Below are 21,026 nucleotides of genomic sequence, written 5' to 3'. Positions count from 1 at the left end.
TCGCGAGCAAGCCCGCTCCCACACTGAACTGTATCAACCATGGGTTTTCAGTACCGCTTTGACCGTCGCTACAACCCGTTCCACATCCCCCTTGGTCATTGCCGTGAAAATTGGCAGCGACACAATCAAGCGCCCGACTTTTTCCGCCACCTTGAACATGCCTTCCGTGAATCCCTGCTCCCGATACAGGCTCAGCAGATGGATGGGAGGGTAGTGATAGCCAATGCCTACGCCGTGGGCCTGCATCTGTTCCATGAACGTGGCGCGTGCGGGCAGGTCGTCCTGACGCTCAGGCAGCACCAGTTGGAACAGGTGCCAGTTGCTGTTTTCAAAATCTGCCGGCGGTAATTGCGCGCCGTAGGTTTGCTCAAAGCCACTACCAAAGCACTTGAAGTAATGACGAGCCAGTTCGCGGCGATGGGCCGTGACCTCCTCGATATGGGCAAACTGCCCCAAACCAATGGCTGCAGCGATATCGGTCATATTGAACTTGCCGCCCAGTACGTCCACATCCAGGCCGTCGAAGCCACTGCGCGTCACGCCTTGCAGGCGGTATTTTTCCGCAAGCCGTGCTTCATCGCAGTTATTCAATACCAGGCAACCACCTTCGGAGCAGGTGATGTTCTTGTTGGCCTGGAAGCTGAACGACACCAGGTCGCCGGTGGCGCCAATACGCTGGCCGTTCCAGCTGGCCCCCAGCGCTTGGGCGGCATCCTCCACGATACGTAAACCGTACTTGTCGGCCAGTGTGTAGAGCTTCGGCATATCCAGCGGCAGCCCAGCCAGGTAGACCGGAATAATTGCCTTGGTACGTGGCGTGATCGCAGCTTCAACTTGAGCGAGGTCAATATTGCGAGTGACCGGATCGATGTCGGCAAATACCACAGTGGCGCCTACCTCAAGAATCACGTTGGCTGTTGCCACCCAGGAAACAGGCGTGGTGATGACCTCATCACCAGGCCCTACACCGGCAATGCGCAGGGCAATTTCCATGGTGCAAGTGCCAGAGTTGAAGGTGCGTACTGGCCTGCCGCCGAAATATTCCGACAATTGCGCTTCAAACGCCTGCACCTTCGGCCCGCTGGTTATCCAGCCAGAGCGCAACACATCACCGACCGCCGCAATCGTGGCTTCATCGATGGTGGGTTTGGAAAAAGGTAGAAAGGGCAATTGGCTCATGACGAGAAAGGCATCCGTTTCAAAAGGACCAGGGTTGAAAGCTGCTTTTACCCCGGCATGTTTACACGGAGTGACTGAATATAGCCTGTCGTCTGTGAACGCGCTGTCGACTGACAGGCGAAAAAAAGCCGCTATATTAAAAGCGGCTTTTTCATCCAGCGGTGTTACTCGGCAGCGATGGCGTTTTTGGCCAGGATAGCGTTGGCCAGTTCCATATCCGTGGCTTTCAGGCCTGGGTTGTCTGCGCGTACTTTCTGCATCGCAGCTTCCAGGTAAGGGCCCCGGATGCTGCCGTCGCTGGCGACGAAACTGCCAGCATCGTCCTGGGCGGCGACTACCAGCTTGTGGTCCTTGAACGTCAAGTACGTCGAGCCAGTGGTGGCGCCAGACGAGATGACATTACGCCAGAAGCTGTCGGCCATTGCCGAACCGACGGGAAGGGACAGCACGGCAAGGGTAGCGACAGCATATTTAAGACGCATGATGGGTGACTCCGACTAGGTTATCTGAACGGTTTGATTGTAAATAACCCAGCCTAGTTCCGTGACTGACTAAACAGTTTCGATCTGTAAAGTCACGCCGTCCTGGCCAACCACCCGCACTTGGGCCCCTCTGGGTGCATCCGGGCCGGTGACCATCCAGACACCGTCGCCCACCTTGATTTTGCCTCGGCCGTCGACAATCGCCTCATGTACTACAAAAGTGCGGCCAAGCAGCTGCGATCCACGCATGTTAAGCCCCGGCTGGTCACTGACCTTGGCGGCGCTGCGCTGGCGTTTCCACCAATACACCGCCGTCAGGATCGACAGCACGGCAAACAGCAGTAGTTGCAGTTCCAGCCCCAGCCCCGGGATCAGGAACTTGAGCACGCCCACGGCGGCGGCCGCGATCCCCATCCACAACAGGTAACCGCCGGTCCCGAAGACCTCAAGGATCAACAGGACCGTGCCCAGCGCCAGCCAATCCCAAAACGACAGGTGTTGCAAGAACTCCCACATGACGCTTGCCTCAGGCTTTCTTGTTGTCGAACGTGGCCTTGACGATTTCGCCGATGCCGCCCACCGCGCCGATGACCTGACTGGCTTCCAGCGGCATCAGGATCACTTTGCTGTTATTGGCCGAGGCGAGTTTGCCCAAGGCATCGATGTATTTCTGGGCGACAAAGTAGTTAACCGCCTGCACGTTACCCGAGGCGATAGCCTCCGATACCACCTGCGTCGCCCGGGCTTCGGCTTCGGCCTGACGCTCGCGGGCCTCTGACTCCAGGAACGCCGCCTGGCGACTACCTTCAGCTTCAAGAATCTGCGCTTGTTTTTTGCCTTCCGCGGTCAAGATTGCCGATGCCCGCAGGCCTTCGGCTTCGAGGATCTGTGCACGCTTGATCCGCTCGGCTTTCATCTGTCCGGACATGGCTGCCATCAGGTCCGCAGGCGGGCTGATGTCCTTTATCTCGATACGGGTGATCTTGATGCCCCACGGCGCGGTGGCTTCGTCGACGGTGCGCAGCAGTTTTTCGTTGATTCCATCCCGTTGGCTGAGCATGGCGTCCAGCTCCATGGAGCCGAGCACCGTACGGATGTTGGTCTGCAGCAGGTTGCGGATGGCGTGTTCCAGGTTATTCACCTCATAGGCGGCCTGGGCCGTGTTGACTACCTGGAAGAAACACACCGCGTCGATCTGCACCGTGGCGTTGTCGGCGGTGATGACCTCCTGGGGCGGAATATCCAGCACGCTTTCCATCACGTTGATCTTGCGACCGATACGATCCATCACGGGGATAATGATGTTCAGGCCGGGCTTGAGGGTGTTGGTGTAGCGACCGAAGCGCTCGACGGTCCACTGGTAGCCCTGCGGAACAACTTTGAAACCCATGAAGAGGATGGCAATGGCCAAGCCTACGAAGAGGAGAAGAACGGTACCGATCTGCATAACGATTCCTTGTCTGGTTGAGGGAGCTGACACCGGTTTTGTTGAGTGTAACGGGCTTGTCAAAGATAAGAACGTTTTACTCGTTCATCAATAAAGCGCAGGTGTCACCCGCATCACTTCTTCCAGGCTTGTCAGTCCGGCTTCCACTTTGCGCACGCCTGCAAACCTCAGGCTGTGCATGCCGTCCTTGATTGCTTCACGACGCAGGGCCTGAATGTCTGTTTCGGCGCTGATCAAAGCCTTGGCGCCGTCGCTCATCAGCATGATCTCGTAGACGCCGGCGCGCCCGTGATAGCCGCTTTCCCGACACTCCACGCAGCCGTTGGCACTGAAGACCTGCGTGGGCAATGGAATCGGCCAAGGCTGTGTCACGCTTCGCCAATCGTCATCGTTTATTGACGCGGGCCTTTTGCAATGAGGGCACAGCAATCGCACCAGGCGCTGGGCCATCACGCCGAGTAGCGTTGTCTTGATCAGGTAATGGGGGATACCCAACTCCAACAGGCGGCTGATGGCGCTGGGGGCGTCGTTGGTGTGCAGGGTCGATAGCACAAGGTGACCCGTCAGCGCCGCCTGGATAGCTATTTCGGCAGTTTCAAGGTCGCGGATTTCACCGATCATGATGATGTCCGGGTCTTGGCGCATGAGTGCGCGTACGCCACTGGCAAAGGTCAGGTCTATGTTGTGCTGGACCTGCATCTGGTTGAACGCCGGTTCCACCATCTCGATCGGGTCCTCCACCGTACACAGATTGACCTCGCGGGTGGCCAATTGCCTGAGGGTGGTGTAGAGCGTGCTGGTCTTGCCCGAGCCGGTGGGGCCGGTGACCAGGATGATGCCGTTGGCTTGGCCGGTCATATGTTGCCAGCGCTGCAGATCTGCGGGTGAGAGACCCAGTTGCTGGAAGTCCTTGAGCAATACCTGAGGGTCGAAGATCCGCATCACCAGTTTTTCGCCGCAGGCAGTGGGCAACGTCGACAGGCGTAGTTCCACCTCGTCGCCGGCGGGGCTTTTGGTCTTGACCCGTCCGTCCTGGGGTTTGCGTTTTTCGGCCACATTCATCCGTCCGAGGCTTTTCAGGCGGCTGACCACGGCTGTCGTCACCTGGGGCGGAAACTGATACACGTCGTGGAGCAATCCATCGATACGAAAGCGCACGCGGCCCCGATCACGCCCGGGTTCGATGTGTATATCGCTGGCGCGTTGGCCAAATGCGTATTGCAGTAACCAGTCGACGATGTTGACGATATGCGCGTCATTGGCGTCGGGCTCCTGATCCATGGTGCCGAGGCTCAGCAGGTGTTCTGCATTGCTTGCGGTGAGGTGTTTTTGATCGGCACCACTGACCGATCTGGCCAGTCTGTAAAACTCCAGGGTACAGCGCCGGATCGTCTCGGGATTGGCCACGACGCGCCTGATACGGCGTTTCAATACATGGGCCAGACCGGCTTCCCAACTGCACAGGTAAGGCTCGGCGCTGGCGACCGTCACGCTATCGGCATCGAGGGCGACGGCAAGGATGTGATGACGCTGGGCGAACGCGCAAGACATCAACGGCACCACGGTGGCGACGTCGATTTTCAACGGATCGATACGCAAATAAGGTTGGCCGGCATGGCTTGCCAGCCATTGCGTCAGGGTTTCCAAAGACAGGCTTTGACCGGGTCGGGAGGGAGCGGGCAGGGCCTGATTGGCGAGCCGTTCCAGCGGGTGCTGGCTGCTGGCGGGCAGACTCAGCAATCGCTCGGCGATCGCGTCGTCGATCAGCGCGCAAGCTTTCAGGGCGGGCAGCAAAGACTCAAGGGTCAACCGGCGATCCTGATAGTCTGGCACAACGGGCATGGTGGGCGTCCTGGGCGGTCTGAGGTAGCTCCAAAGGCTAGTCGTCTCTTGGCTGCCGCCGCCCAGAATGGTATTGCAGGTTCTTACCAGGCCATCTGCCACCACAGATAGCCCGATGATATCGCCGGGGGGTTACAGGCGCAGCAATGTCTTCCACGCCCGGTTCTGATACACCGCAATCACCTGATGCATACGTGCATCCAGCGACTCATCGGTGATCGGTTGGTTGGCCAGGGCCGCCAACTTGTTCAGCTCGCCGTACAAACGGTCAAGCTCCGGAATCTCCAGCAGATGGCGAGCATGGTGCAACCAGGCTTGCAGGCGTTCGATGCGCGGCAGCTGTTCAGCCAGGTCTTCCGGCTGTTGCTGGTAGCGCGGCAGGCGCAGGGCGACGGCTTCGTCGGCCAGCAGGCGTGGCAGCCAGTTGGCGATCTGGGCGGCGCCCTGGCGGTTGCCGCGTACATTGCGGTCCAGCGTCCAAGTACGGGCCAGCAGCCAGCGCGAGGTGTTGAGCGAGAATAGGCCCCAGCGCACGTCGCCCAACTCTTCGATGAACTGCTCTGGTGCGGCCTTGCGCACGTCTTCATCTTCATCGCCGGCTTGAACCAGCGGACGCCAGTCTTCCAGCAGGGCATCCAGGGCGCTGCGAAGTTCGCTGGTGGATTGGCGCGGTGCGGCCTGACCAAGGCTGCCGATCAGGGCGCGCAGTTCGGCAAGGTTCTCGACCCAGTCCTGCAGCAGGCGCCAGTGGCCGTTGAAGCGATACTGTTCGGCCAGGCGCTGGCTGCTGCCCAGCAAATGCCAGGTCAGCGCCGCGAAGACGTCGTCCAGGGGCATTTCCGGGGCCAGCGTCGAGGCGGGCAGGCTCAGGGAGTAGCTGTTGGCGTCGAACAGGCGGTAGCCGCGCTCGGCCTTACTGATGTCACACGGCATCAGTGCCAGGGTCTGCGCCAGCTCGGCCGCCAGTTCCAGCAGCGCGGCGGGCTCGCCCTCGCGCAGTTCCAGTTCCAACTCGCAGATTTCTTCCTTCTGCTTGCCAGCGATGACATGACCCAGGTCCAGCGCGGCCTCAATCACCACCTTGGCCTTGCCACGGCCCCAGGCAATCTCGGCGCGCTCCCGGACGAAATCCGTGGTGAAAATCGGCTTGAGGGTCTTTTTGTCCAGTTCGGCCAGTTGCTCGGGCCAGCATTCGCCGTCGAGTTTCTTTAGATCGAGCTTGGCTTTTGGCAGCTTCCAGTCGTATTCATTGCGTTCCGACAGGCCGGCAATGCTTTGACCGCGGGTCTTGAGGGTCTGGATCACTTCGTCGCCGTCACGGCGCAGGCGCAGGGCCACTTTGGCCTGGGCCAGGTCGCGCTCCGGAGTATCGAAGTACTGGTTCATCAACTCACGGCGTTCCCAGCCACTTTTGTTGCGTTTTTTCAGTAACGGGTGCTCACGTAGCGCGGCGAGAGTCTCGCGGCTGACGCGGAGCTTGATTTCGGTTTCTTTCTGCATGGCCGGAAAATCCAGGATCGGGAGCGCAGCCGGGTAAATGTGTGGCTGCCAAGGCCGTGCAGTGTACAGGACTGAGCCCGGCAACGCGCCGCAACGGTTTATTGTGCAGCGCAGATGGTTCTATAGTGAGTTCCACCTGTGGAAGCCGAGAGACCGCGCATGCCTTTACCGTCGATGAAACAACAGTTTGCCGCGCTGATTGCCGCACCGTCGGTCAGTTGTACGCAGGCCTCGCTCGATCAGACTAACCGCCCGGTCATCGACTTGCTCGCCACTTGGCTGGGCGATTTGGGTTTTGCCTGCGACATCCAGCAGGTCAGCCCCGGCAAGTTCAACCTGCTGGCCAGTTTCGGTACAGGTCCGGGCGGCCTGGTACTGGCTGGGCACAGCGACACCGTGCCCTACGACGAAGCGCTGTGGCAGACCGATCCTTTGAAACTGACGGAAGTAGACGGCCGCTGGGTAGGACTGGGCAGTTGTGACATGAAAGGCTTTTTCGCCCTGGCCATCGAAGCGGTATTGCCGCTATTGGACCAGCCGTTCAAACAACCGCTGTTGATCCTCGCCACCTGCGATGAAGAAAGCTCCATGGCCGGCGCTCGTGCCTTGGCGCAAGCCGGCCGTCCTCTGGGTCGTGCGGCGGTGATTGGCGAGCCGACCGGTCTCAAGCCCATCCGCCTGCACAAGGGGGTGATGATGGAGCGCATCGATATTCTGGGGCAGAGCGGCCACTCTTCCGATCCGAGCCTGGGTCATAGCGCCCTTGAAGCGATGCATGACGCCATGGGCGAGCTGCGTGGCCTGCGCCTGGCCTGGCAACGGGAGTATCGCAACGCACAATTCAGCGTGCCCCAACCGACTTTGAATTTTGGCTGCATCCACGGCGGGGACAATCCCAACCGCATTTGTGGTCAATGCTCGCTTGAGTTCGACCTGCGGCCGCTGCCTGGCATGGACCCCGAAGTATTGCGTGCCGCAATCCGGCAGAAGCTGGGGCCTGTGGCCGAGCGGCATCAGGTGAAGATCGACTACGCGCCGCTGTTCCCTGAAGTCCCGCCCTTCGAACAGTCTGAAGACGTCGAACTGGTGCGTGTGGCGGAGCATTTGACCGGTCATCGCGCCGAAGCAGTAGCGTTTGGCACCGAAGCGCCTTATCTTCAGCGCCTTGGTTGCGAGACCCTGGTGCTCGGCCCTGGTGATATCGCCTGTGCTCATCAGCCAGGTGAGTACCTTGAAATGTCACGCTTGGCGCCTACAGTGCGTCTATTGCGGGAGTTGATTGAACATTACTGCCTCAAGCCTGCATAAATTAATTTCACCACACCCCGTACATAGAAGGAGAGCGAGCGTGTCGCCAAGCCTGTTCCGACGATAACCATCAGCCCGCTGTGCGTTTAACGATCCATCCTTTTTTGGCTGCTTTTTATTACAGGCCCAGGTTTTATGCCCGAATACGTCAATTGGCTTCGTCACGCTTCGCCTTACATCAATGCTCATCGCGACTGCACATTTGTGGTCATGCTGCCGGGTGACGGTGTAGAGCATCCGAACTTCGGCAACATCGTCCACGACCTGGTATTGCTCCACAGCCTGGGCGTGCGGCTGGTACTGGTTCACGGTTCGCGCCCGCAGATCGAAACCCGCCTCGCGGCTCGCGGCCTGACTCCGCATTATCACGAAGGGATGCGCATCACTGATGCCGCGACCCTGGAGTGTGTGATCGATGCCGTTGGCCATCTGCGCATTGCCATCGAGGCGCGCTTGTCCATGGACATGGCCTCATCGCCGATGCAGGGTTCACGCCTGCGTGTCGCCAGTGGCAACCTGGTGACCGCGCGGCCTATCGGCGTGCTGGATGGCATTGACTATCACCACACCGGCGAAGTGCGTCGGGTCGACCGCAAAGGTATCAATCGCCTGCTGGACGAGCGCTCCATCGTATTGCTGTCGCCGTTGGGTTATTCGCCGACCGGTGAGATTTTCAACTTGGCCTGCGAGGACGTCGCCACACGTGCGGCGATTGATCTGGGGGCGGATAAGTTACTGCTGTTTGGTGCAGATCTTGGCTTGATCGACGAAAATGGCCGGCTTGTACGTGAATTGCGTCCACAGCAAGTACCGGCGCACCTGCAGCGCCTGGGCAGCAACTACCAGGGCGAATTGCTGGATGCCGCTGCCCAGGCGTGTCGTGGTGGCGTGGGGCGCAGTCATATCGTCAGCTATGTTGAAGATGGTGCCTTGCTGACCGAGTTGTTCACTCGGGACGGCGGCGGCACGCTGGTGGCCCAGGAGCAATTCGAACTGGTGCGCGAAGCCGCGATTGAAGATGTCGGCGGCTTGTTGGACCTGATCAGCCCGCTGGAAGAGCAGGGCATTCTGGTGCGCCGCTCGCGGGAAGTGCTGGAGCGGGAAATCGAGCAGTTCAGCGTGGTGGAGCGCGAAGGCATGATCATCGCGTGTGCGGCGCTGTACCAGATTGCCGAGTCAGACGCGGGTGAGCTGGCATGCCTGGCGGTCAATCCGGAGTATCGCCATGGTGGCCGGGGTGATGAGTTGCTCGAGCGTATTGAAACCCGCGCCCGCGCCCAGGGCCTGAGAACCCTGTTCGTGCTGACGACACGCACCGCCCACTGGTTCCGCGAGCGGGGGTTTGTGCCCAGCAGCGTGGATCGCCTGCCGGCGGCCAGGGCGTCGTTGTACAACTTTCAGCGTAATTCGAAAATCTTCGAAAAGGCTCTGTAAGCACCTGCCTCCTGCCGGGACGAGTTCGCTCGTCCCAGTGTCTTGCTCTTCGCGCCGCTTCAGGTGGGGTGCGTCACTATGGCGCCCATTGCGGCGCCAAAAGCTTCAGAAAACTTGATCTGAGCCGATATCTCGACTGCCACACCCGGTAAATTTGCCGTCAAAGGGCAGGCCATTGTGTCGCGCAAAAAATATTCAGGAGCGATACAAAAACTGTAACAAATTGACGAGAGGATGCGCGTTTGGCCATCATGGCGTCGCGTTTTTGATCGTGAGTGACGTATGCACTTATGCGATCACACTAAGCGATCTAAAAACCTGATCAGAAATACCTTTTGGAAATGAGTGCTTTTGAGCGTCGGCACGTACGGACCGATCGCTTTAACCTGTGGCTTATTTCTGAACCGTATAAAAAATGATGAAATAATTCTTTTTGGGTTTATGGAAATCTCATTACCCTGCATGGGCCAAATTAATTGCGATTAGACGAAGGTCGTAGGCCTATAGGTTGCGATTGACTTGTCAGTCACGATCTGGCGCTAATCGCGCATCTGTGGATCGAGGGCGTCAGACCCTGGACCAAAGAACTACAAAAACTAGAAACGAGAGGAGCGATACATGAAGAAGTCCACATTGGCGTTCGCCATTGCAGCTGGGGTTTTGGCTCAGCAAGCTGGCGCTGCTGGTTTTATTGAAGACAGCAAGGCATCCGTCAGCTCTCGGACCCTGTATTTTGATAATGACCAGCGTGACGGGGGCGCTGATCAGCGCGAAACGGCCACCGGCCTGAAGTTCAACTACCAATCTGGTTTCACCCAGGGCACGGTAGGCTTTGGTATCGATGCCCAGGCATTGGTCGGTATTCATCTGGATGGTGGCCGTGGCCATCACCCTAACAGCAACTCCTTTGTTCCAAGCGACACTGACGGTTCGGCCGTAAGCAGCTGGAGCAGCGCGAGTGCCAATGTCAAGGCTCGCTTCTCCAAGACCGAGGCACACCTGGGTGGCGCCCTGGCACCGAACCTGCCGATCCTGATCGCAAGCGATGGTCGCCTGCTGCCGCAGACCTTTGAAGGTGGCACCATCACCTCCAAAGAAATCGACAACGTGACCTTCAATGCCGGTCAACTTGAGCATGCCACTGGCCGTGCCTCAAGCAACAGCACTGGCCTGTCGGTCAACGGCGCGACCCAGGAAAGCAACAAGTTCCGCTTTGGCGGCGCTGACTGGAAAGTCACCAAAGACCTAACGCTGCAGTACTACTACGCCAACCTGGAAGACTTCTATAAGCAACACTTCCTGGGCCTGGTTCACGTCTATCCGATCACCGAAGGCCAGTCGTTCAAAACCGACCTGCGCTACTTCGACAGCAGCTCCGACGGAAAGAACGGTCAGGCTGGCTATCAGTTCAACAACAACGGCGGTTACGCCAAAGACGCAGGCGAGGTCAATAACAAGACCTGGAGCGCCATGTTCACCTACACCTTGGGTGGCAGTGCTTTCCTGCTGGGTCACCAGCGTGTGAACGATGATGGTGGTTTTGTCTGGGTGAACCAGGGCAGTGTTGTCGACAGCAATGGTCGCAACGAAGGCGCCGGCGGCTCGAGCTTCTACCTGTTCACCGACAGCATGGTTAACTCCTTCGTGCGTGCAGGTGAAAACACCACCTTCGGCCAGTACTCTTATGACTTCGCTGCACTGGGCGTTCCTGGCCTGAAAACCTCGATTGCCTACCTGCGCGGTGACAACATCAAAGCCAAGAACGGCGGCGGCGACCAGTCCGAGTGGGAACGCGATATGCGTGTTGACTACACCATTCAGCAAGGCGCGCTCAAAGGCTTTGGTACCACGTTGCGTCATGGCGTCTATCGTGGCAACGGCACCGGTATTCAAGACCAGGATCAAACTCGCCTGATCTTCAACTACACCTACAGCTTCCTGTAAGTCCCGTTGATGAAAAAACCTCGCGCTGCTGCGAGGTTTTTTTTGCCTCAATTTCTATATTCCTTAATGATCTAGATAAATCGATATTTATTCTTTTTAAATTGTTTTCGCCACAGGCACAGTAGGCTCCATAAGCACCTCATCAGGAGCCACACCATGAGCCTCAGACTGGGCGATATCGCCCCCGACTTCGAACAGGATTCCAGCGCCGGCACGATTCGTTTTCACGAGTGGTTGGGCGATAGCTGGGGCGTGCTGTTTTCCCATCCGGCGGATTTCACACCGGTCTGCACCACCGAACTGGGTTTCACCGCCAAGCTCAAGGACGAATTTGCCCAACGTGGCGTGAAGGCTATCGCGTTGTCGGTTGACCCGGTGGACTCCCACCACAAGTGGATCAAGGATATCAACGAGACTCAGGGTACTGTCGTCAACTTCCCGATCCTGGCCGATGCCGACCGTAAGGTCTCTGACCTGTACGACCTGATCCACCCGAACGCCAATGACACCCTCACCGTGCGTTCGCTGTTCGTGATCGACCCGAACAAGAAGATTCGCCTGACCATTACCTATCCGGCCAGCACGGGTCGCAACTTCCACGAAATCCTGCGGGTCATCGATTCGCTGCAACTGACCGATAACTACAAAGTCGCCACGCCGGCCAACTGGCAGGATGGTGATGAAGTAGTGATCGTGCCGTCGCTCAAGGATGAAGAAGAGCTCAAGCAGCGCTTCCCCAAGGGCTATCGAGCGGTGAAACCGTATCTGCGTCTTACCCCTCAACCCAATCGTTAAAGCTCAAGCCGCCATCGCTACGCGCGAACCGCTGACACGTGCTCAAGGAATTCCCTACATGCTGGTTGTAACACTAGGTGGCAGCCCCAGCCAACGCTCCCGCTCCGGGGTGCTGCTGGATCATTCCCGACGCTGGTTGCAGCAGCAAGGCGTAGAAGTGGTGAGCTATCAGGTGCGGGACTTCCTGGCCGAGGACTTGCTGCACGCGCGCTTCGACAGCCCGAAAGTCGTCGATCTGTTGCAACAAGTGGCCAATGCCGACGGTTTGGTGATTGCCACGCCGGTGTACAAAGCCTCGTTTTCCGGGGCGTTGAAAACCTTGCTCGACCTGTTGCCTGAGCGAGCCCTGGCCCACAAGGTCGTGTTGCCGATGGCCACGGGCGGCAGCATCGCTCATATGCTGGCAGTGGATTACGCCTTGAAGCCAGTGCTGTCGGCCCTTAAGGCCCAGGAACTGCTCCACGGGATCTTTGCCGAAGACAGCCAGATTGCTTACGGCGAAGGCAGTGCCCAGGCGCGATTGGAGCCGGTCCTGGAGCAACGCTTGAGCGAAGCCCTGGAGCAGCTCTATAGCGCCATGGCCCGACGTCCGAAACCCATTGATCCGCAGATATTAAATGATCGTTTGTTGAGTGCTCGCTGGAGCATTTAAGCCACCCCGATTCAGTAACACTCACCTTACTCAGCCGCCAACGGCCAAGCAGGTGCAGCCAAAACCCTCATCGCATATATGGAGAGCGCCATGCGCACTGTCATCTTGCGTCGTGGCCTGGTCGCACTATTTGCTGCGGCTGTGTCCTTCGGCGTTATCGTTCAAGCCCAGGCAGCCGAAACCCTGCGTATCGGTTATCAGAAATACGGCACTTTGGTACTGCTCAAGGCCAAGGGCACGCTGGAGAAGCGCCTGGCCGATCAGGACGTTCAAGTGAAATGGACCGAATTCCCCGGCGGTCCCCAGTTGCTGGAGGGCCTGAATGTCGGTTCCATCGACTTTGGTGTAACCGGCGAAACTCCACCGGTATTCGCCCAGGCCGCCGGCGCCGACCTGCTGTACGTCGCTTATGAGCCGCCTGCACCTACCAGTGAGGCGATCCTGGTGCCCAAGGACTCGCCGATCAAGTCGGTGCAGGACCTCAAGGGCAAGAAAGTCGTCCTCAACAAAGGCTCCAACGTGCATTACCTGCTAGTGCGCGCCCTGGAAGATGCCGGCCTGAAATACGGCGATGTACAGACAGTGTTCCTGCCGCCCGCCGATGCCCGGGCCGCGTTCGAGCGTGGCAGTGTCGACGCCTGGGTGATCTGGGACCCGTACCAGGCAGCGGCCGAGCAGCAACTGCAGGCCCGCACCCTGCGTGACGGTACCGGTATTGCCGATAACCATCAGTTCTATCTGGCCACCAGGCCTTACGCCCAAAAACATCCCGAAGTGATCAAGGCGCTGGTGGAAGAAGTGCGAGCGGTAGGCGATTGGGCCAAGGCCAACCCGCAAGAGGTCACCGCCCAGGTTGCCCCGCTGCTGGGCCTGCCAGTGGATGTCACCCTGACGTCGATGAAGCGCCAGGGCTTGGGTGCGTTGTACCTGACCCCGCAAGTGATCGCGGCACAGCAGAAAATCGCCGACAGCTTCCACCAACTCAAATTGATCCCCAAGCCCTTGAGCATCAAGGACGTGATCTGGACGCCGCCTGCCTCCGTTGCCAACGCGCAGTAATTCGACTTTTTCAGGAGACAACTCCATGAGCCTCAATATTTTCTGGTTCCTGCCTACCCATGGTGACGGCCATTACCTGGGCACCGCCGAAGGCGCGCGCGCCGTCGATCACGGCTATCTGCAACAAGTGGCCCAGGCGGCGGACCGTCTTGGTTTTGGCGGAGTATTGATTCCCACCGGGCGTTCTTGCGAAGACTCGTGGCTGGTGGCCGCATCGCTGATCCCGGTGACCCAGCGCTTGAAGTTTCTCGTCGCCTTGCGCCCAGGGATCATTTCTCCAACGGTGGCTGCGCGCCAGGCCGCAACCCTGGATCGCCTGTCCGGTGGGCGGGCGCTGTTCAATCTGGTGACCGGTGGTGATCCGGAAGAGCTGGCCGGTGACGGTTTGTTTCTCAGTCATGAAGAACGCTATCAGGCGTCAGTGGAATTCACCCGTATCTGGCGTCGGGTGCTGGAAGGCGAAACCGTGGATTACGATGGCCAGCACATCAGTGTCAAAGGCGCCAAGCTGCTCTATCCACCGCGCCAGCAACCGCGTCCACCCCTGTACTTTGGCGGCTCGTCCGAGGCGGCCCAGGACCTGGCGGCCGAACAAGTGGAAATGCTCCTCACCTGGGGCGAACCACCGGCAGCCGTAGCGCAGAAGATCGAGCAGGTAAGGGCCAAGGCCACGAAGCTGGGGCGCACCGTGCGCTTTGGCATACGCCTGCATGTCATCGTGCGCGAAACCAATGATGAAGCCTGGAAAGCGGCTGACAAACTGATCTCCCACCTGGATGACGACACCATTGCCCGCGCCCAGGCTTCACTGGCGCGCTTTGACTCGGTCGGCCAGCAACGCATGGCTGCCTTGCATGGCGGCAGTCGCGACAACCTGGAAGTCAGTCCGAACCTGTGGGCCGGCGTTGGCCTGGTGCGCGGCGGGGCGGGCACCGCCCTGGTCGGCGATGGGCCGACAGTAGCGGCGCGGGTCAAGGAATATGCAGACCTGGGTATCGATACTTTCATCTTCTCCGGTTATCCACATTTGGAGGAGTCATATCGGGTGGCTGAGCTGCTCTTCCCACACTTGGATGTCGAACGTCCAGAATTGTCGAAAAGCGGTGGTTACGTCAGCCCGTTTGGCGAGATGGTAGCCAACGACATCCTTCCCAAAGCTGCGGCACAGAGCTGAGGTCTGGATGAGTATTCAACGCGTTTCTCATCGACTGGTGCCGTGGGCCTTGCCGTTGCTGTTATTGGCGGTCTGGCAGTTATCGGTGTCGGTGGGTTGGCTGTCGACACGGATTTTGCCAGCGCCTGGTGCGGTGATCGAGGCGGCAATCAACCTCGTGCGCAGCGGCGAAATATGGACACACTTGGCCATCAGTGGCTGGCGTGCCGGGCTGGGTTTTGTCATCGGCGGCGGCATCGGCCTGGTGCTGGGGTTTATCACCGGCCTGTCGAAGTGGGGCGAGCGTTTGTTGGACAGTTCGGTGCAGATGATCCGTAACGTGCCGCATCTGGCGCTGATTCCCTTGGTCATCCTGTGGTTCGGCATCGATGAAACGGCAAAGGTATTCCTGGTCGCGCTCGGCACGTTGTTTCCGATCTACCTCAACACTTACCACGGTATCCGTAACGTCGATCCGGCACTGGTGGAAATGGCCCGCAGCTACGGCCTGTCCGGGTTCAGCCTGTTTCGCCAGGTGATCCTGCCGGGTGCCTTGCCATCGATTCTGGTGGGCGTACGTTTTGCCCTGGGCTTTATGTGGTTGACGCTGATCGTGGCGGAAACCATCTCTGCCAGTTCCGGTATTGGCTACCTGGCGATGAATGCCCGTGAGTTCCTGCAAACCGATGTCGTGGTGCTGGCGATTGTGCTGTACGCCGTCCTCGGCAAGCTCGCGGACCTGGCGGCGCGGGGCCTGGAGCGGGTGTGGCTGCGCTGGCATCCGGCGTATCAAGTCAGTAAGGGAGGTGCGGCATGACGGCTCAACAACCACCGCGCCTGCTGCGAGGCATCCCGCTGGCGGTGCGCCAGTTGCGCAAATCGTTCGGCACGCGGGAAGTGCTCAAGGGCATTGACCTGCATATTCCGGCAGGCCAGTTCGTTGCGGTGGTCGGTCGCAGTGGCTGTGGCAAGAGCACCTTGTTGCGCTTGCTGGCCGGCCTGGATAACGCCAGCGGCGGCGAGCTGCTGGCCGGCTCTGCGGCGCTGCATGAAGCGGTTGAAGACACGCGGCTGATGTTTCAGGAGGCACGTTTGCTGCCGTGGAAAAAGATCATCGATAACGTTGGCCTGGGACTCAAGGGCAATTGGCGGCCTCAGGCACTGGACGCCTTGGAGGCGGTCGGCCTGGCCGAGCGTGCCGATGAATGGCCTACCGCCCTGTCCGGCGGACAAAAGCAGCGCGTTGCCCTGGCGCGTGCGCTGATTCATCAACCGCGTTTGTTACTGCTGGACGAACCCTTGGGTGCGCTGGATGCCCTGACCCGGATCGAGATGCAGCAACTGATTGAAAACCTGTGGCGCAAGCATGGCTTCACCGTGCTGCTGGTGACCCACGACGTCAGCGAAGCCGTTGCTATCGCCGACCGAGTGATCCTGATCGAAGACGGCGAAGTCGGCCTCGACTTGCACATCGACCTGCCGCGCCCACGGGTTCGTGGCTCTCACCGCCTTGCGGCCCTGGAAACCGAAGTACTTAACCGTGTGTTGTCGTTGCCTGGCATCGCACCAGAGCCGGAACCTGTTTCACCACTGCCCACGCAATTGCGTTGGGCGCAGTAAAGCTGCTGCAAGCTTCGAGCTACAAGCAGCAAGAGAAAGCAGGATGTTTTTACTTGCAGCTTGTAGCTAGCAACTTGCAACTCATTTCGACCCAAGGAGAAATCTTATGACTATTAAAGCCATCAACGTGCGTAACCAGTTCAAAGGCACCATCAAGGAAATCGTCGAAGGCGATGTGTTGTCGGAAATCGACGTGCAAACCGCATCCGGCATCGTCACTTCAGTAATCACCACCCGCTCGGTGAAAGAGCTGGAGCTGGTGATTGGCAGTGAAGTGATTGCGTTTGTTAAGTCCACTGAGGTATCGATCGCGAAGCTGTGATCGTCTCCAGGCCTCATCGCGAGCAAGCCCGCCCCCACACTTCTGGATCTATTCACCGTTCAAAATGTGGGAGCGGGCTTGCTCGCGATAGCGGTCGAACCAGACACCACATTACTCAGCGCGCAGTTGCTCGCTTAGGCAAAAACACCGGCAAATAAAGCCCCATATACGCATCGAACACCCGCATCCCTTCTTCTGCCATGCGCGGCGTGATCTGCCCGTGTTGATGCACCGAGCGCGCATACACGCGGTCGCTCAACTCCAGCGCCAGGGCAAACACATCGACATCGGACGGCAATGTCGGTATTTCAAAATGGCGGTTGAATACGGCCAGCATCAAATCACCCAATTCCAGATCATGCTGGCGGTCTGCCTGGGTCACTTCGGTAAGGCCATGCTGGGCAAGGATCAACTGGCGGGCGGCGGCATCCTTGCTGTAGATGGTCAGCATGCGCAGCTCGACCACGCGAGAAAGGTCGTGCCAGTGCTGGATTTTGTCGTGGTCGATGGGCGCTTGCAGGGCTGCGCGGAAGGCTGCGTGGACGTCGGCGGTCAGTGCTTCCAGCAAGGCCGGTACGCTGGCGAAAAAGTGATACACCGATGACGGTGGAATCTGCGCGCGTTCAGCCACGCTATAGATCGACAAGCTGCCCACGCCTTCGGCGGCCAGCAAGGTGCGGGCGGCGTCGAGTATCGCGTCGATCCGGGCCTGGCTGCGGGCACGGGGTTTGCGAGGGGCGGTGGGGCGGGTTGTCATTGAAGTCTCCTACAAGGCAGCAGGCATTGTATGAGCAGGAGTCTGTGTTGTCTGCCAGGGTCTCATCGGGAGCAAGCTCGGTTTCCCGGAATAAACCCATAAAAAAACGCCGCAGGTTTTTGGCCTGCGGCGTTCCTTTTGGTGCAGCAACCGCTTACACGGTATGCAGGTACCAGTTGTATTCAAGGTCGGAGATGGAGTGTTCGAACTCCTCCAGCTCGCTTTCCTTGCAGGCGACGAAGATATCGATGTACTTCGGATCGATGTACTTGGCCATCACCTCGCTGTCGTCCAGCTCGCGCAATGCGTCGCGCAGGTTGTTCGGCAGGCTTTGTTCGTTCTGCTCGTAGCTGTTGCCTTCCACCGGTGCTCCGGGTTCGATCTTGTTGGTCAGACCGTGGTGCACGCCCGCCAGGACCGAAGCCATCAGCAGGTAAGGGTTGGCGTCGGCGCCGGCCACGCGGTGTTCGATACGTACGGCGTCGGAGGAACCGGTCGGTACACGAATCGCCACGGTGCGGTTATCCAGGCCCCAGCACGGCGAGTTCGGTACGTAGAACTGCGCGCCGAACCGACGGTAGGAGTTGACGTTGGGGCACAGGAACGCCATTTGGGCGGGTAGGGTCTCCAGCACACCGCCGATTGCGTGACGCAATGCGGCGTTCTGCTCGGGATCCTCGCTGGCAAAGATGTTCTTGCCTTCCTTGTCCAGGATCGAAATATGCACGTGCAAACCGTTGCCTGCCTGGCCCGGATAAGGCTTGGCCATGAAGGTGGTGTCCATCTCATGGTCGTAGGCAATGTTCTTGATCAGGCGCTTGAGCAGTACTGCGTAGTCGCAGGCCTTGATCGGGTCGGCCACGTGGTGCAGGTTCACTTCGAACTGCGCCGGGGCACTTTCCTTGACGATGGCGTCGGCCGGGATGCCTTGCTCCTTGGCACCTTCCAGGATGTCCTGGAGGCAGTCGACGTATTCGTCCAGGTCATCGATCAGGTAGACCTGTGTCGAGTGCGGGCGTTTGCCGGAGATCGGCGAGCGGGGCGGTTGAGGGCGGCCGTTCACGTTCTCCTGGTCGATCAGGTAGAACTCAAGCTCGAAGGCGGCGCAGATGGTCAGACCGAGGTCGTCAAATTTGCTTACAACCTGGCGGAGCACTTCGCGCGGATCGGCGAAGAAGGGTTCACCTTCAAGTTCGTGCATGGTCATCAGCAGTTGCGCGGTAGGGCGCTTTTGCCAAGGTTCATTGCACAGGGTGTCGGGGATTGGATAACAGATTCGGTCAGCATCACCGATGTCCAGGCCCAGACCGGTGCTTTCCACCGTCGAGCCATTGATATCCAGGGCAAATAATGAGGCAGGCAAGTTAATGCCCTTCTCGTAAACCTTGTGGAGGCTGGTGCGTTCGATGCGCTTGCCGCGCACCACACCATTCATATCCGCAATTAGAAGGTCTACGTACAGAACCTCAGGATGATCCTTAAGGAACGCGTTCGCTTCGTTAAGCTGAACGGCACGCGGGGGTACCGACATGATGCAACACCTTTGTTGTTAAAAATATCAATCATTGATCTTTTCTGGTTTCAGTCAACCCGAACGGCATGCCGAAGTCAAGCGAGGCATTTTTTGCCCTGAAAAAGCGCCACGAAGCCTTTTTTGGGGCTTTTTGGGGCGGTTTTTTGGGTTTGAAGCGCTTAGGAGTCGCAGGCTAAAGCGGGCCGTATTGTATTTTTTACGGGGGTGTTGTGTAAAAAAATGAACAAGGCTAAGCTCGATTCAAACCCATAACAGCAATAATACCGGGGTGCTTCATGTTTCACCTGCCGCCACTCGGCGTCTCTGCCTGCTTCAGCCAGGCTTTGTCCGCAGTCCGTGCGTTTCGCGTGAATGCTCACGCACCGGTCAATATTCTTGACGCTCGGTCCGACCTCTTCTTTGCCATCTCGTCCGCCACCGACCGGTACTCATCCACCGTGCCGATCATGATTGTGCACAAGTTTGGCGTGAGGAATGCAACGCTTCGGCAAATGGCAGGTAAGCTCCTACCCTGATTGAACAAACGACGCGGATGCTGCGTCAACCAACGCCTGACCTTTAATGGATGTCAGGAAACCCAGCCCAGAGGCATTTATGAGTAACAACCTCGACCAGCTCACCGATTGGTTGAAAGACCACAAGATCACAGAAGTCGAATGCATGATTGGCGACCTCACCGGTATCACCCGGGGCAAGATCTCGCCGACCAACAAGTTCATCGCCGAAAAAGGTATGCGCCTGCCCGAGAGCGTGCTGCTGCAGACCGTGACTGGTGACTATGTCGAAGACGACATCTATTACGAACTGCTCGACCCGGCCGACATCGACATGATCTGCCGTCCGGACCAGAACGCGGTATTCCTCGTGCCCTGGGCCATCGAGCCCACCGCCCAGGTGATCCACGATACCTACGACAAGCAAGGCAACCCGATCGAGCTGTCGCCGCGCAACGTACTCAAGAAAGTCCTCCAGCTTTATGCCGACAAAGGCTGGCAGCCCATCGTGGCGCCGGAGATGGAGTTCTACCTGACCAAGCGCTGCGAAGACCCGGACTTTCCGCTGCAGCCGCCGATAGGTCGTTCCGGTCGCCCGGAAACCGGTCGCCAATCCTTCTCTATAGAAGCGGCCAACGAATTCGATCCGTTGTTCGAAGACGTCTATGACTGGTGCGAGTTGCAAGAGCTGGACCTGGACACGCTGATCCACGAGGACGGCACGGCGCAGATGGAAATCAACTTCCGTCACGGCGACGCCCTGTCCCTGGCCGACCAGATCCTGGTGTTCAAGCGCACCATGCGCGAAGCCGCGCTCAAGCACAACGTGGCCGCTACCTTCATGGCCAAGCCGATGACGGGTGAGCCTGGCAGCGCCATGCACCTGCACCAGAGCATCATTGATATTGCCACTGGCAAGAACGTTTTCTCCAATGAGGACGGTTCCAAGAGCGAACTGTTCCTGCACCACATTGGCGGCCTGCAGAAGTTCATCCCCGAGCTGTTGCCGCTGTTCGCCCCCAACGTCAACTCGTTCCGCCGCTTCCTGCCGGACACTTCGGCGCCGGTGAACGTGGAGTGGGGTGAAGAGAACCGCACCGTTGGTTTGCGAGTACCGGATGCCGGCCCACAGAACCGCCGGGTGGAAAACCGCCTGCCGGGTGCCGACGCCAACCCGTACCTGGCGATCGCTGCCAGCTTGCTGTGCGGCTATATCGGTATGGTCGAAGGCATCAGTCCGAGCGCGCCGGTGGTAGGACGCGGTTACGAGCGTCGCAATCTGCGCTTGCCGTTGACCATTGAGGACGCTCTGGAGCGTATGGAAAACAGCAAGACCATCGAGAAATACCTGGGTCACAAATTCATCACAGGCTACGTCGCGGTCAAGCGGGCCGAGCATGAAAACTTCAAGCGCGTGATCAGTTCGTGGGAGCGGGAATTCCTGCTCTTCGCCGTCTGATGCGCCGGGCGCGCTGGCCAGACAGCGCGCCCTTCACTGAAAAGT

Annotated in this window: 19 protein-coding genes; 11 read left to right on the top strand and 8 right to left on the bottom strand. The window is 58.7% G+C overall.

All coding sequences use genetic code 11. The annotated features are described in order from the left end of the window. Positions 1-33 precede the first annotated feature (33 nt). The 6 genes from OQ460_RS23665 to OQ460_RS23640 all read right to left on the bottom strand — a co-directional run bounded on the left by OQ460_RS23665 (position 34) and on the right by OQ460_RS23640 (position 6,450). On the bottom strand, positions 34-1,179 hold the full coding sequence (locus OQ460_RS23665; RefSeq protein ID WP_410019693.1) for a DegT/DnrJ/EryC1/StrS family aminotransferase: 1,146 nt from the start codon (positions 1,177-1,179) through the stop codon (positions 34-36). Between the two features lie 164 nt (positions 1,180-1,343). Further along, complete coding sequence (locus tag OQ460_RS23660) at positions 1,344-1,661, bottom strand: DUF2388 domain-containing protein (RefSeq protein ID WP_410019692.1); 318 nt, start codon at positions 1,659-1,661, stop codon at positions 1,344-1,346. Positions 1,662-1,730: 69 nt separating this feature from the next. After that, positions 1,731-2,177: an NfeD family protein gene (locus tag OQ460_RS23655; RefSeq protein WP_410019691.1), complete on the bottom strand. Its 447-nt coding sequence runs from the start codon at positions 2,175-2,177 to the stop codon at positions 1,731-1,733. Positions 2,178-2,187: 10 nt separating this feature from the next. Then, on the bottom strand, positions 2,188-3,108 hold the full coding sequence (locus OQ460_RS23650; RefSeq protein ID WP_410019690.1) for an SPFH domain-containing protein: 921 nt from the start codon (positions 3,106-3,108) through the stop codon (positions 2,188-2,190). A gap of 87 nt (positions 3,109-3,195) precedes the next feature. Continuing rightward, positions 3,196-4,950: a GspE/PulE family protein gene (locus OQ460_RS23645; protein ID WP_410019689.1), complete on the bottom strand. Its 1,755-nt coding sequence runs from the start codon at positions 4,948-4,950 to the stop codon at positions 3,196-3,198. A 132-nt stretch (positions 4,951-5,082) separates the two neighbouring features. After that, positions 5,083-6,450, bottom strand: coding sequence for an inorganic triphosphatase (locus tag OQ460_RS23640; RefSeq protein WP_410019688.1), 1,368 nt, complete (start codon positions 6,448-6,450; stop codon positions 5,083-5,085). A gap of 159 nt (positions 6,451-6,609) precedes the next feature. Between OQ460_RS23640 and argE the strand changes: the two genes are divergently transcribed. The 10 genes from argE (at position 6,610) to OQ460_RS23590 (ending at position 16,737) form a co-directional block, all read left to right on the top strand. After that, complete coding sequence (gene argE / locus OQ460_RS23635) at positions 6,610-7,758, top strand: acetylornithine deacetylase (protein ID WP_410019687.1); 1,149 nt, start codon at positions 6,610-6,612, stop codon at positions 7,756-7,758. A gap of 135 nt (positions 7,759-7,893) precedes the next feature. Then, positions 7,894-9,192 carry an amino-acid N-acetyltransferase gene (gene argA, locus OQ460_RS23630; protein WP_410019686.1) on the top strand — a complete coding sequence of 433 codons (1,299 nt, stop codon included), beginning with the start codon at positions 7,894-7,896 and terminating at the stop codon, positions 9,190-9,192. A 618-nt stretch (positions 9,193-9,810) separates the two neighbouring features. Further along, complete coding sequence (locus OQ460_RS23625) at positions 9,811-11,136, top strand: OprD family outer membrane porin (RefSeq protein WP_410019685.1); 1,326 nt, start codon at positions 9,811-9,813, stop codon at positions 11,134-11,136. A gap of 156 nt (positions 11,137-11,292) precedes the next feature. After that, on the top strand, positions 11,293-11,931 hold the full coding sequence (locus OQ460_RS23620; protein WP_410019684.1) for a peroxiredoxin: 639 nt from the start codon (positions 11,293-11,295) through the stop codon (positions 11,929-11,931). A gap of 58 nt (positions 11,932-11,989) precedes the next feature. Further along, positions 11,990-12,583, top strand: coding sequence for an NADPH-dependent FMN reductase (gene ssuE, locus OQ460_RS23615; protein WP_410019683.1), 594 nt, complete (start codon positions 11,990-11,992; stop codon positions 12,581-12,583). Positions 12,584-12,673: 90 nt separating this feature from the next. Further along, positions 12,674-13,642, top strand: a complete 969-nt coding sequence (locus OQ460_RS23610) for a sulfonate ABC transporter substrate-binding protein (RefSeq protein WP_410019682.1) — start codon at positions 12,674-12,676, stop codon at positions 13,640-13,642. A 25-nt stretch (positions 13,643-13,667) separates the two neighbouring features. Further along, complete coding sequence (ssuD, locus tag OQ460_RS23605) at positions 13,668-14,816, top strand: FMNH2-dependent alkanesulfonate monooxygenase (RefSeq protein WP_410019681.1); 1,149 nt, start codon at positions 13,668-13,670, stop codon at positions 14,814-14,816. A gap of 7 nt (positions 14,817-14,823) precedes the next feature. Next, the gene (gene ssuC / locus OQ460_RS23600; RefSeq protein WP_410019680.1) at positions 14,824-15,612 is read left to right on the top strand and encodes an aliphatic sulfonate ABC transporter permease SsuC; all 789 of its coding nucleotides are present in this window, start codon (positions 14,824-14,826) and stop codon (positions 15,610-15,612) included. Continuing rightward, positions 15,609-16,415 carry an aliphatic sulfonates ABC transporter ATP-binding protein gene (gene ssuB / locus OQ460_RS23595; protein WP_410019679.1) on the top strand — a complete coding sequence of 269 codons (807 nt, stop codon included), beginning with the start codon at positions 15,609-15,611 and terminating at the stop codon, positions 16,413-16,415. Before ssuC ends, ssuB begins: the two co-directional genes overlap by 4 nt. Before the next feature lie 106 nt (positions 16,416-16,521). Continuing rightward, the gene (locus OQ460_RS23590) at positions 16,522-16,737 is read left to right on the top strand and encodes a TOBE domain-containing protein (RefSeq protein WP_003213899.1); all 216 of its coding nucleotides are present in this window, start codon (positions 16,522-16,524) and stop codon (positions 16,735-16,737) included. 115 nt (positions 16,738-16,852) lie between these two features. Here OQ460_RS23590 and OQ460_RS23585 read toward each other — a convergent pair whose 3' ends face one another. Beyond that, entirely contained in the window at positions 16,853-17,494 is a 642-nt protein-coding gene (locus OQ460_RS23585; RefSeq protein WP_410019678.1) for a TetR/AcrR family transcriptional regulator, read from the bottom strand. 154 nt (positions 17,495-17,648) lie between these two features. Then, on the bottom strand, positions 17,649-19,025 hold the full coding sequence (locus OQ460_RS23580) for a glutamine synthetase family protein (protein WP_053258553.1): 1,377 nt from the start codon (positions 19,023-19,025) through the stop codon (positions 17,649-17,651). Between the two features lie 597 nt (positions 19,026-19,622). Between OQ460_RS23580 and OQ460_RS23575 the strand changes: the two genes are divergently transcribed. Next, positions 19,623-20,981 carry a glutamine synthetase family protein gene (locus OQ460_RS23575; protein ID WP_410019677.1) on the top strand — a complete coding sequence of 453 codons (1,359 nt, stop codon included), beginning with the start codon at positions 19,623-19,625 and terminating at the stop codon, positions 20,979-20,981. Positions 20,982-21,026: the final 45 nt, after the last annotated feature.

The organism is Pseudomonas imrae (assembly GCF_046352735.2).
Lineage (GTDB): Bacteria > Pseudomonadota > Gammaproteobacteria > Pseudomonadales > Pseudomonadaceae > Aquipseudomonas > Aquipseudomonas imrae.
Note: the sequence above shows the minus strand (reverse complement) of the source record. Positions and strands in the feature narration are given on the sequence as shown.

Bases quoted from the DNA above. Each gene is read 5' to 3' on its own strand.
- ssuC (WP_410019680.1), top strand. From the start codon at position 14,824: ATGAGTATTCAACGCGTTTCTCATCGACTGGTGCCGTGGGCCTTGCCG.
- OQ460_RS23610 (WP_410019682.1), top strand. From the start codon at position 12,674: ATGCGCACTGTCATCTTGCGTCGTGGCCTGGTCGCACTATTTGCTGCG.
- ssuB (WP_410019679.1), top strand. From the start codon at position 15,609: ATGACGGCTCAACAACCACCGCGCCTGCTGCGAGGCATCCCGCTGGCG.
- OQ460_RS23625 (WP_410019685.1), top strand. From the start codon at position 9,811: ATGAAGAAGTCCACATTGGCGTTCGCCATTGCAGCTGGGGTTTTGGCT.
- ssuD (WP_410019681.1), top strand. From the start codon at position 13,668: ATGAGCCTCAATATTTTCTGGTTCCTGCCTACCCATGGTGACGGCCAT.
- OQ460_RS23645 (WP_410019689.1), bottom strand. From the start codon at position 4,950: ATGCCCGTTGTGCCAGACTATCAGGATCGCCGGTTGACCCTTGAGTCT.
- OQ460_RS23575 (WP_410019677.1), top strand. From the start codon at position 19,623: ATGAGTAACAACCTCGACCAGCTCACCGATTGGTTGAAAGACCACAAG.
- OQ460_RS23580 (WP_053258553.1), bottom strand. From the start codon at position 19,025: ATGTCGGTACCCCCGCGTGCCGTTCAGCTTAACGAAGCGAACGCGTTC.
- OQ460_RS23620 (WP_410019684.1), top strand. From the start codon at position 11,293: ATGAGCCTCAGACTGGGCGATATCGCCCCCGACTTCGAACAGGATTCC.
- OQ460_RS23640 (WP_410019688.1), bottom strand. From the start codon at position 6,450: ATGCAGAAAGAAACCGAAATCAAGCTCCGCGTCAGCCGCGAGACTCTC.
- ssuE (WP_410019683.1), top strand. From the start codon at position 11,990: ATGCTGGTTGTAACACTAGGTGGCAGCCCCAGCCAACGCTCCCGCTCC.
- argE (WP_410019687.1), top strand. From the start codon at position 6,610: ATGCCTTTACCGTCGATGAAACAACAGTTTGCCGCGCTGATTGCCGCA.
- OQ460_RS23585 (WP_410019678.1), bottom strand. From the start codon at position 17,494: ATGACAACCCGCCCCACCGCCCCTCGCAAACCCCGTGCCCGCAGCCAG.
- OQ460_RS23590 (WP_003213899.1), top strand. From the start codon at position 16,522: ATGACTATTAAAGCCATCAACGTGCGTAACCAGTTCAAAGGCACCATC.
- OQ460_RS23650 (WP_410019690.1), bottom strand. From the start codon at position 3,108: ATGCAGATCGGTACCGTTCTTCTCCTCTTCGTAGGCTTGGCCATTGCC.
- OQ460_RS23655 (WP_410019691.1), bottom strand. From the start codon at position 2,177: ATGTGGGAGTTCTTGCAACACCTGTCGTTTTGGGATTGGCTGGCGCTG.
- argA (WP_410019686.1), top strand. From the start codon at position 7,894: ATGCCCGAATACGTCAATTGGCTTCGTCACGCTTCGCCTTACATCAAT.
- OQ460_RS23665 (WP_410019693.1), bottom strand. From the start codon at position 1,179: ATGAGCCAATTGCCCTTTCTACCTTTTTCCAAACCCACCATCGATGAA.
- OQ460_RS23660 (WP_410019692.1), bottom strand. From the start codon at position 1,661: ATGCGTCTTAAATATGCTGTCGCTACCCTTGCCGTGCTGTCCCTTCCC.